This window comes from Streptococcus sp. ELY_90, from assembly GCF_058314475.1.
The window spans coordinates 66,446-76,996 of sequence record NZ_JBZFUJ010000010.1 but is presented as its reverse complement, the minus strand read 5'-3'; the positions used below and the strand labels follow the sequence as shown (position 1 = coordinate 76,996).

The following is a 10,551-nucleotide window of genomic DNA, read 5'->3' as shown; positions in this document are numbered from 1 at the left end:
CAGGAAGGCCTTTTTATTTTGGTCAAATTCAAGTAAATGCCTTAGTTATTGTCACCTCAGGACATACTTTCTGGAGAATTTTAAAAAAAGACAAACCTCCAAAAAGAAGTTTGTCTTCAGTCTGACAGCTGCCGCATTGCGGCAGCTGTTTTTTATATCCCCGATAAATAAAAGTTTAGCCAGAAAAAGTTAGCCCAGCTTTTCATGAATCAAGTTGAGAAGTATTTCCACAAAAATAATGGAGACAGACTGAACATCTACAATAGACTGCCGGCTGAACACGCTTCCGGGAAGAACAATGGTATGGCCAAAATATTTTGCAGATGTAGCCTTTTCGTTTAACGTGATTAAGTAGGAATTTTTTGGCATATTGTTCTGCAGTGCCGACAGGACTCTTTTATAGTTGGAAATACTGCCTGTCATAGAAAACATGATCAGTGTATCTTCTTCGCTGATGATGTTTGTCAGGTGGGAGCCGCTGTTTAAATCACCTGCAAAATGGCTGGCAATGCCGATGCTTTGCAGCCCCATATACAGGTATTTAGCTGGCAGAGAGGACAAATAGATGCCAAAGATATGGAGATTCTTTGGGGTCAAAATAGCCTGAGTCAGCTGCTGAATATCATCACGGTTGAGATTGCGTATCTGGTTGATAAGGCTCGTGTAATTATCAGTCATCTGATCCAAAATATCAACAGAGCTGCGCTTGTAATAATGGTGGAGATAATCAATAGCTGCGTAGCGGAAGTCTTTAAAACCTTTATAGCCCAGAGTTTGACAGAACCTCAGAACAGCCGAAGTTGACGTGTGGGACAGCTCAGCAATTTTAGTAATGGTAAAGGTTTCTAAGGTCTCGATGTTTTTAGTGACGTACTGATAGACTTTCCACTCGGTCTTTGAATAATCTGTTTTATGATGTTCAATGTTTTCTAAAAAATTCATAGCTTTCTACCTAATATATTATTGTAATTAAAAGAGACAAAATTGTCAAAATGAATCAAAAAAATTGCCAAAAAATATTGACACCGTTTTCAAAAGGTCGTATAATTTCTGTAAAAAATAACAATTTTTTTTGATAATTTTATCAAAAGGGGGAAGCTATGGATTATAACAAACTGGCTCAAGATATTGTTTTAAACGTAGGCGGTGCAGCTAATATTGAACTACTGTCGCATTGCATGACGCGCCTGAGATTTAACCTCAAAGACAGCATGAAAGCCGATAAGAAAGCTCTGGAAGGGCTGGACGGTGTTATAGGGGTGGTTTATGCTGGCGGTCAGTACATGGTCATTTTGGGAGAAAACCTTATCCCTGTCTATGAGGCAATTCTTCGTGATTTTGATGTTAAGACTGGGGGAGTGGTTGACGAAAATTTAGATGGAGACTTGAAAGAAAAGGAACCTTTGACGTGGGGAAATGTTTTAAATAAGTTAATTGGATTCGTTTCCAGTGCAGTAACGCCGATGATTCCGGGTCTGATTGCCGGAGGTATGCTGAAAGTAGCGCTCCTATTGGTGGTTACTTTTATTAGCGCAGCTTATGAGAAAACTCCCAGCTATCAGCTGCTTTCTGCTATAGCGGATGCTCCCTTTTATTTTATGCCTATTTTTGTAGCCTACGGGGCAGCGACTAAGCTTGGAGGTACTCAAATTTATGCCATGGCCGCAGCGGCATCTTTGCTGCATGGGAATTTTACTGTTTTGGTGACAGCAGCAAAGCCTATTACGCTGTTTGGTCTGCCGGTAAATCTGCTTTCTTATGGAACAACCCTGCTTCCTGCTCTTTTGATTGCTATTGTAGCTTACTATGCAGAAAAACTGCTGAATAAAGTTATTCCTAATATTTTTAAGGCTGTCTTTGTCGGTATGGGGACAATCTTTATTGCCGGCAGTTTAGGTTTTCTCATTTTAGGCCCTCTGGGCAATTATATAGGCCGGGGAATTGCTGCTCTCTTTATGTGGCTGGATGGAACTGTCGGCGCTTTGGCGGTCGGCTTGTTGGCAGCGGCGCTTCCATGGATGGTCATGGCCGGTATGCATACGGCCATCACACCTTTTATGCCTCAGCTGATTTCTGATCCGGGTTATGATGCAATGCTTCGGCCGGCCTTTTTGATGCATAATATGGCAGAAGGCGGTGCAGTTTTGGGAGTGACAGCGCGAACCAAAGATAAAATGAAACGCAGTGAATATTTGTCCATTGCTATCGGCTGCATTGTTGCCGGTGTTACCGAACCGGCCATTTACGGAGTCAATTTGAAATATAAAAAACCGATGTATGCTGTTATGGCCGGAGGTTTTGCCGGCAGTCTTGTGGCTGGTCTTCTTGGTGTCAGGGCTTATGTTATGGGTTATTCGAATATTCTGTCTCTGCCGATTTTTAAGGAGACAGCTGTGGCTGCTGCAGTCGGTATTCTGGTGTCCATTGCTGTTGCGGCAGTTGTTGCCTTTGTTTTAGGTGTTGACAGCCAAGAATCGGAAAAAGTGACTGAACCTGTAAAGGTTCAGGTAGCAGATGACGCTATTGTAGCTGTTGCTGACGGTCAGCTTTTGTCGCTTGAAAATGTTGCTGATGAAGTTTTTTCATCAAAAATGATGGGAGACGGTGTAGCTATAAATCCGGAAAGCGACTTTATTGTAGCTCCTGCAAACGGAAAGCTGACAACAGTTTTTCCAACCGGTCATGCTTTTGGGCTGACACGAACAGACGGTGTGGAAATTCTTGTGCATATCGGAATCAATACGGTTGAATTAAAAGGTCAAGGATTTGATGTTCTCGCTGGGCAAGGAGATTTGGTCAGAGCCGGGCAGCCGGTTGTTAAAATTGACCGTGAGGCTTTGGCGCAAAAAGGCTATGACACAACTACAATGACGGTTATTACTGATAACAAGGGCAAGAGTATTTCCCTCAAACATGAAGGAAAAGTAAAATCAGGAACAGTGCTGTAGGAGAAGATTTATGACTTATCAATTACCAGAAGGATTTTTATGGGGTGGAGCTACTGCCGATTTTCAGTTTGAAGGGGGCTTTGGTGAAGGGGGGCGCGGTCTTTTGTCTCACGATTATGAAACCGATGGCTCCCCGGAGCATCCCCGTCATCATACGATGGAAATGCCGGATGGCTCTATTATCAGGCCCAGAAGTTCTTTCTTCTATGCTGATCCGGTACCTCCGGAAGCTAAACCTATTTTCTTAGATGGGGAATATTATCCCAGCCATAAAGCCGTAGATTTTTATCACCATTACAAAGAAGACATTGCTTTAATGGCTGGTATGGGCTTTAACGTCTTTCGCTTTTCAATCTGCTGGAGCCGTATTTTTCCAACGGGTGAAGAAGAGTTACCAAATGAGGAAGGCTTGCAGTTTTACGACAAGGTCATTGATGAAATGGCCAAATATCACATGGAACCTTTGATTACGATTTGTCATGATGAGATGCCCATGCAGCTGGCTCTGAAATATGACGGTTGGTCTTCCCGGTACTTGATTGATGCTTATGTCAAGTACTGCCGTGTCCTTTTTGATCGTTACGGCGATCGTTGCCGCTATTGGCTGACCTTTAATGAAATAAATGCTGTGCGAGGCTTTGGTCCTTGCGGTACCAGAAATTCAACTGGTCAGGATCGTTATCGGGCAGCACACCATATGTTTGTAGCCAGTGCTAAAGCTGTTAAACTGGGGCATGAAATGATGCCGAACAGCCAATTCGGAGCTATGTATGCCATGAGTGAACTCTACGCTGCTACCTGTAAGCCTGAAGATGTCTTTCAGCGCTTGCAGGAACGGCGTGAAAACTGGTATTTCATCGATACTATGGGCAGGGGCTACTATCCTTCCTATGCTAAGGATATTTGGCGGAGACACGGCGTTAAAGCCATTCAGATGGCCAAAGGAGATGAAGAAATCTTACAGGAAGGACAGCTGGATTTTATTTCATTTAGTTATTACCGCTCCAATACAACTCAGGCAGGCGATGATTGGTTCAATGTCGGGGGCTCATCCAATCCCTATTTAGAGGAGACCCCTTGGGGCTGGGCCGTTGATCCTTTAGGTCTTCGTCATGTCATGAATGAAATTTATGACCGTATTCAAAAGCCACTCTTCATTGTTGAAAATGGAATGGGGGCTGTTGATCAGGCAGATGAAAAGGGCTATGTGGAAGATGATTATCGGATTGAGTATCTGCGAGATCATTTGCGTGCCATGGCAGATGCGGTGAATATTGACGGTGTTCTTTGTCTGGGCTATACGATGTGGGGACCTATTGACCTTGTTTCTCTTTCAACGGGTGAAATGAAGAAACGTTACGGTTTTATCTATGTAGATATGGATGATAAAGGCCGAGGAAGCCTTAAGCGCAGTCCTAAAAAATCTTATGCGTGGATGAAAAAAATTATTGCCACTAATGGCGGTGCTCTTTAGATTTTAAAAGATTCTCTCTTTTCCGCGCCAAAATCAGACAGGATATCAACCTGAAGAAAAAATAGTTTTTAAGCCGAGGAGCCTTAAGAAAAGTGATATAATAAAAAGTATGACTAGTCCTCAATTAAAAGAAAAAAGAAATATTATCATTGAAAAGAAGGTTGCTTTAGGAAAAGCATCCGGGAAAATTATTCTAATGGGAGAACATGCAGTTGTTTACGGAGAGCCGGCGATTGCCCTGCCCTTTTCTGCAGTGGAAACAGTGGCAGAAGTAAAAGGAGAAGGCGAAGCTTTGACAGTCACTTGTGATTTTTATGACGGTCTGGTGCATAAAATGCCTGAAATTCTCGAAAGTCTCAAGCATGCCATTCGCTTTTCGCTTTACCGAATCGGGGCGCCGCAAGATCCGCCTGTGCACATAGATATCCGCTCTACCATTCCTGCTGAACGCGGTATGGGCTCCAGCGCAGCGGTCGCTGTTGCTATTGCCAGAAGTCTCTTTGATTTTTATGGCAAGGACTTAAGCGACAAGGAATTGTGGGAGATTGTTCAGTCCTCAGAGAAAATTGCGCATGGGAATCCTTCCGGAATTGATACAGTCACAACCAGCGGCAGAGCTCCAGTCTTTTTTGTCAAGGATCAGCCGATTGAGCAGCTGACAATTGACCTGGATGCCTATTTGGTTGTTGCTGATACCGGGCAGACAGGACAGACCTTAAAAGCCATTCAAGCCGTTAAGGAGCTCTTGCATGAGGGGAAAAGCCGGCTGGATGCTGAGCTGTCTATCAGAGAATTGGGTGAGCTGTCCAGATTGGCAAAAGAAGCCCTTCTTAATAATCAGATTCGGGAATTAGGTGAGGTTATGAACGAGGCGCAGCAGCTTTTAGCGTCGTTGACAGTGTCTAATCCCAAGCTTGATCGTTTGAGTCAGGTGGCAAGGCAGGCAGGTGCTTTAGGCGCCAAATTAACCGGCGGCGGCCGCGGCGGCTGTCTGATTGCTTTGGCAGCGACTAAGGAAAGCGCAGAAAAAATCGCCGTCAGTCTTTTAGAAAATGGCGCGAGAAAGACTTGGTGCCAGTACCTGGGCAGCGTGCCGAGCCGGTAAGCTAATAAGGATTAATGAGCTTAGCTGCCGGTCAGTCTTTGTATAAGGCTGTCCGTTAAAGTTTTAAAAAAAGAAACCTTAATACCGGCACAGGACGTTCAACGATTCGCAATTTAATTTTATATGATTTGTCAAAAACCAAGACAGTAAAAGTGATTTATCTAATCATTTTGCAGTCTTGGTTTTTATTTTCTGCAGATTAGTACTCTGCAATTCTAGCGCAAAGAAAGTTTGTTTAATATAAAAATTAACTTGACTTAATTTTTATATTAAGCTATATTATTTATAGAAAGGAGCCTGAGATGCTGGAAATAAAAAATTTGAGTGTTGCTTATCACAGTCAGCTTGTTTTGGATAATATTTCTTTGGAATTTGCACCTTCTGCTATTACAGGGATTATCGGGCCTAATGGTGCCGGAAAATCAACCCTGTTTAAAGGCATTCTAGGAATGGTGGCTCATCAAGGGGAGAGTTTTATTGACGGGAAACGGCTGAGTCAGATGTTGGAGAGGGTATCATATGTGGAACAAAAAGCTGCTGTTGATCCGAATTTTCCAATTCGGGTAAAAGAGTGTGTTGCTCTAGGCTTGTTTTCCGGGCTTGGCTTCTTTTCGAGGCTGAAAAAACAAGACTGGCTTCGTGTTCAGGAAGCACTTGCTCAAGTTAATCTGGAGGATTATGCAGAACGCCCTATCAGTCAGCTTTCGGGCGGTCAGTTTCAGCGCATGCTTATTGCCCGCTGCTTGGTTCAAGAGGCAGATTATATTTTCTTGGATGAGCCTTTTGCAGGCATCGATACTGTCAGTGAGGAGATGATTATGCAGGTCTTACAGGCGCTTAGAGCAAAGGGAAAGACGATTTTAGTTATTCATCATGACCTGAGTAAGGCTGAAACTTATTTTGATCAGGTCCTGCTTTTAAATCGAAAAGTGATTGCCTTTGGTCCTGCCAAGGATGTTTTTACACAGGAAAATTTAAGCAGAACCTACGGTTCTTCAATATTAGTGACCGGGGTGTTTAGATGATTTTAGAATTTTTAACAGGCCTAGAGCAGTTCCATTTTTTGCAAAATGCCTTGCTGACGGCAGTGGTTATTGGTATTGTCGCAGGGGCAATCGGCTGTTTTATTATCCTTCGCGGAATGTCCCTTATGGGAGATGCCATTTCTCACGCTGTTTTGCCGGGAGTAGCCCTGTCTTATATTTTGGGGATCAATTTTTTTATCGGAGCCATTGTTTTTGGCCTTTTCGCTTCCCTGCTTATTACATTTATCCGAGAAAACAGTATTATAAAAGGGGATATGGCTATCGGAATTACTTTTAGTTCTTTTTTGGCTTTGGGCGTTATTTTGATTGGCTTTGCTAACAGTTCGACCGATTTGTTTCACATTTTGTTTGGCAATATCCTAGCTGTAGAGGACACAGATAAATGGATTACCTTAGGGATTTCATTGCTTGTTCTTCTGGTGCTGGCCTTATTTTTCAGACCGCTTTTGCTGACCTCTTTTGACCCTACTTTGGCTAAATCCATGGGGGTACCCGTCACTTATTATCATTACCTGCTGATGGTTCTGCTGACTTTAGTATCAGTGACAGCCATGCAAAGTGTGGGAACTGTCTTGATTGTTGCCTTGCTCATTACCCCTGCAGCAACAGCCTATCTCTATGCCAACAGTCTGAAGTCTATGATCTTTTTATCATCAGCTTTAGGGGCTCTGTCATCAGTCTTAGGCCTGTTTATCGGGTATAGTTTTAATGTCGCTGCCGGATCAAGTATTGTTTTGACCTCAGCATTGATGTTCTTAATTTCCTTTATCTTTGCGCCTAAGCAGAAGTTTTTACAGAGGAAAAATGAGAAGAGCCCCATTTGAAAACACATGAAGGAGGATTGATATGAAAAAGTTCGTCTTGCTGCTGCTTGTCTGCTTGCCTTTGGTGGTTTTACCTGCCTGTTCTGAGCAACAGACAAGGGATAAAAAACTGAATGTGGTCGCTGCAAACTCCATTATTGCGGACATGGCTGAAAACATTGGCAGCAATAAGATTGCTTTGCACAGTATTGTTCCTGTTGGCCGTGACCCGCACGAATACGAACCCCTGGCAGAGGATGTCAAAAAAACATCACGGGCCGATGTGATTTTTTACAACGGCATTAATCTTGAAAATGGCGGTCAGGCTTGGTTTCCCAAGCTCGTTAAAAATGCGGGTAAAAAACCTGGCAAAGATTATTTTGCAGTCAGTGACGGTGTAAAAGTTATCTACCTTAATGGAGACAAAGGAAAAGGCAAGGAAGATCCTCATGCCTGGCTTAATCTGCAAAACGGCATTATCTATGCCCGTAATATTATGAAACATCTTTCGGAAAAAGATCCTAAACATAAAGCCTACTATGAGAAAAATTTCAATGTCTATCGGGCGAAGCTGGAAAGACTCCATCAGCAAGCAAAAGAAAAAATGGACAGCATTCCGGCTGAAAAGAAAATGATTGTCACCAGTGAAGGCTGCTTTAAGTATTTTTCGCAAGCTTATGATATCCCATCGGCCTATATTTGGGAGATCAATACGGAAGAAGAAGGAACACCGGATCAAATCAAAAATTTGGTTGAGATTTTGCGGGAAAAACAAGTTCCGGCACTTTTTGTGGAAAGCAGTGTTGATGCACGTCCGATGAAAGCTGTCGCTAAGGACACAGGCCTTCCGATTGCGGCTAAGATCTTTACAGACTCCATTGCTAAAAAAGGACAGGCGGGAGACAGCTACTATGCCATGATGAAATGGAATTTAGATAAAATCACTGCCGGCCTGTCTCAGTAGACTTAGTCACTGCGGGCGTCCGTGCTAAAGCAAGGGCTTAGACTGAAAACTTTTATCCACTTTTTGTTAACATTTTGATATAATGAGTTTGACAAAGAAGAGGATAAACTATGACACCTAACAAAGAAGACTATCTTAAAATTATCTATGAGCTCGGCGAGCACGGGGAAAAAATCAGCAATAAACAGATTGCAGCTAAGATGTCAGTCTCTGCTCCGGCAGTTTCAGAAATGGTCAAAAAGCTTCTGCAGGAAGGTCTGATTCTTAAAGATAAACAAGCAGGCTATCATCTGACCAAAGAGGGGATGGCTTTGACATCGGCCCTCTACCGCAAACATCGCTTAATTGAGGTTTTCTTGATGAATCATCTGGGCTATACAGCAGATGAAATTCATGAAGAAGCTGAGGTACTGGAACATACGGTCTCTGATATTTTCATCGAACGTTTGGATAAGCTACTTAATTATCCCAAGGTCTGCCCGCATGGAGGCACTATCCCGCAGCAGGGAGAACCTCTGGTTGAGAAATACCATACAACCCTAAAGGGAACAGCTAAGAAAGGATCTTACATCTTAAAACGTGTTCAGGATAATTTTCAGCTGCTGAAATATATGGAGCAGCACGCTTTAAAGATTGGTGATGAATTGACGCTCTTAGAGTATGATGACTTTGCCGGTGCCTATACAATTGAAAAAGATGGCAGACAGCTGCAGATTACATCAGCTGTTGCTGCCCAGATTTACGTTGAAAAGAAAGCGTAGGCTGATTTTTACAGCTGTTAGAGTGTCCAAATAACTAAAAAACGAGGCAGAACCGATTCTTTTTAAGATTATCGGTTTTGCCCCGTTTTTTGATTTTAAAACAAAAACTGTTGCTTTTTCTTGCTGATTTTAAACAGCATCTGTTCGACGTGATAAAAACAAAGAGTGGTAGTTCTTGGGCTTGTTTTTGCGGCAGGGCTGTTTGCAAATAAAGATTGCAGATGCCCTAACGCTTTTTGATGGCAATTTTAAGCTTCAAGAGGCATAAAGTTGCCGACAATCAGTCCGATGATGCGCGGATTGTCCTCGTAAGGAGCAAATTTATCGGCGTATTTTTTATTGAGAGAGACCAAGCGCAGACCCTTTTCCTCGCGATAGACTTTTTTGATATAGGTTTGACCATTCCAATCTACGGCATAAATGGCACCATCATAGTCGAATCCTGTCTGCTTGACAAGAGCCACCTCACCATTAAGAAAAATAGGTTCCATCGAATCTCCGAAAATCCAAGCCGCAAAATCATGGTCGATTTCCTCATCGTAAAAGACCGTATCAAAATTGCCGTCTCCAAAATAAGAGTAGCCGGTACCTGCAGATAGTTTCTCGTAAACCTTGTAGCTGTAAAGCCTGTTTTCCATTGTTTTCACCGCCTTGTTTTGCTGCTTCAGTAAATCTTGTGAGTAGTTCAGTGTTTTTTCCTGATTGTCCGCCTTTAGCTGGCTGTAAATCCGGACGATATCATATTGGGCTGAAAAATAAGTTGGTTCAACCCTCAGCAGCTGAGCCAGTTTGGCTAAATTCTTTTGATTGGGGCGAGTTTTATCTGCTTCCCAATTAAAATAAGACGGCCGGGAAATTTCCAGCTGTTCAGCCATCTGTGCTTGTGAAAGCCCAAGTTCTTCTCTTCTTTTTCTCAATCTTTTGCCTGAAAACATAAGCTCTCTCCCCGTTAGTTTATAAACTAATTACAGTTTATCACCTTTGATCTTAAAAGGCAAGCAAAAGCTAGGATAATTCTTTTTCACGGTCAATGTTTAGAAATTTAACAGGCAATACAAACTTTTTTAGATTTATAAAGATAAAATAGAGGAAAAACCGAACATTTATACGCTTTTTAATATAGAATTTCCATCTTTTTTATGCTAAAATAAATAAAATATCATACTTTGGAGGCTTTTATGAAAGCAATTATTACAGTAGTTGGGAAAGACACAACCGGCATTGTAGCAGGCGTAGCAACGAAGATTGCTGAGCTGGGGCTTAATATTGATGACATTACCCAGACGGTTTTAGAGGGTTATTTTACCATGATGACAGTTGTTTCTGCTGATGAGAAAAAAGATTTTGCTCAGCTTAGACGTGAATTTGAAGAGCTGGGTGACACCTTGAATGTTAAGATCAATATTCAAAGCTCGGCTATTTTTGATGCCATGCATAACTTATAAGACGG

At 42.4% G+C, this 10,551-nt stretch carries 10 protein-coding genes; 8 read left to right on the top strand and 2 right to left on the bottom strand.

Translation table 11 applies throughout. The features are described 5' to 3' along the window. Positions 1–189 precede the first annotated feature (189 nt). The gene (locus tag AC4HAF_RS07425; RefSeq protein WP_491092140.1) at positions 190–942 is read right to left on the bottom strand and encodes a MurR/RpiR family transcriptional regulator; all 753 of its coding nucleotides are present in this window, start codon (positions 940–942) and stop codon (positions 190–192) included. 158 nt (positions 943–1,100) lie between these two features. On the opposite strand from AC4HAF_RS07425, the gene AC4HAF_RS07420 reads away from it, so the two are divergent. The 7 genes from AC4HAF_RS07420 (at position 1,101) to AC4HAF_RS07390 (ending at position 9,101) form a co-directional block, all read left to right on the top strand. Next, the gene (locus AC4HAF_RS07420; RefSeq protein WP_491097259.1) at positions 1,101–2,948 is read left to right on the top strand and encodes a glucose PTS transporter subunit IIA; all 1,848 of its coding nucleotides are present in this window, start codon (positions 1,101–1,103) and stop codon (positions 2,946–2,948) included. Positions 2,949–2,958: 10 nt separating this feature from the next. Next, the gene (locus AC4HAF_RS07415; RefSeq protein WP_491097258.1) at positions 2,959–4,422 is read left to right on the top strand and encodes a glycoside hydrolase family 1 protein; all 1,464 of its coding nucleotides are present in this window, start codon (positions 2,959–2,961) and stop codon (positions 4,420–4,422) included. Positions 4,423–4,531: 109 nt separating this feature from the next. Continuing rightward, complete coding sequence (mvk, locus tag AC4HAF_RS07410) at positions 4,532–5,527, top strand: mevalonate kinase (RefSeq protein WP_491097257.1); 996 nt, start codon at positions 4,532–4,534, stop codon at positions 5,525–5,527. A gap of 302 nt (positions 5,528–5,829) precedes the next feature. Further along, on the top strand, positions 5,830–6,552 hold the full coding sequence (locus AC4HAF_RS07405; RefSeq protein WP_491097256.1) for a metal ABC transporter ATP-binding protein: 723 nt from the start codon (positions 5,830–5,832) through the stop codon (positions 6,550–6,552). Beyond that, on the top strand, positions 6,549–7,397 hold the full coding sequence (locus tag AC4HAF_RS07400) for a metal ABC transporter permease subunit (protein WP_491097255.1): 849 nt from the start codon (positions 6,549–6,551) through the stop codon (positions 7,395–7,397). Before AC4HAF_RS07405 ends, AC4HAF_RS07400 begins: the two co-directional genes overlap by 4 nt. A gap of 22 nt (positions 7,398–7,419) precedes the next feature. Beyond that, entirely contained in the window at positions 7,420–8,340 is a 921-nt protein-coding gene (locus AC4HAF_RS07395) for a metal ABC transporter substrate-binding lipoprotein (protein ID WP_491097254.1), read from the top strand. A gap of 110 nt (positions 8,341–8,450) precedes the next feature. Further along, positions 8,451–9,101, top strand: a complete 651-nt coding sequence (locus tag AC4HAF_RS07390) for a metal-dependent transcriptional regulator (RefSeq protein WP_491097253.1) — start codon at positions 8,451–8,453, stop codon at positions 9,099–9,101. A gap of 248 nt (positions 9,102–9,349) precedes the next feature. Here the strand turns inward: AC4HAF_RS07390 and AC4HAF_RS07385 are convergent, their stop codons facing one another. After that, positions 9,350–10,036 carry a helix-turn-helix domain-containing protein gene (locus AC4HAF_RS07385; RefSeq protein ID WP_491097252.1) on the bottom strand — a complete coding sequence of 229 codons (687 nt, stop codon included), beginning with the start codon at positions 10,034–10,036 and terminating at the stop codon, positions 9,350–9,352. A gap of 243 nt (positions 10,037–10,279) precedes the next feature. Between AC4HAF_RS07385 and AC4HAF_RS07380 the strand changes: the two genes are divergently transcribed. Further along, positions 10,280–10,546 (top strand): ACT domain-containing protein, encoded by a 267-nt coding sequence (locus AC4HAF_RS07380; protein ID WP_491097251.1) that lies wholly within the window; start codon positions 10,280–10,282, stop codon positions 10,544–10,546. Positions 10,547–10,551 lie beyond the last annotated feature (5 nt).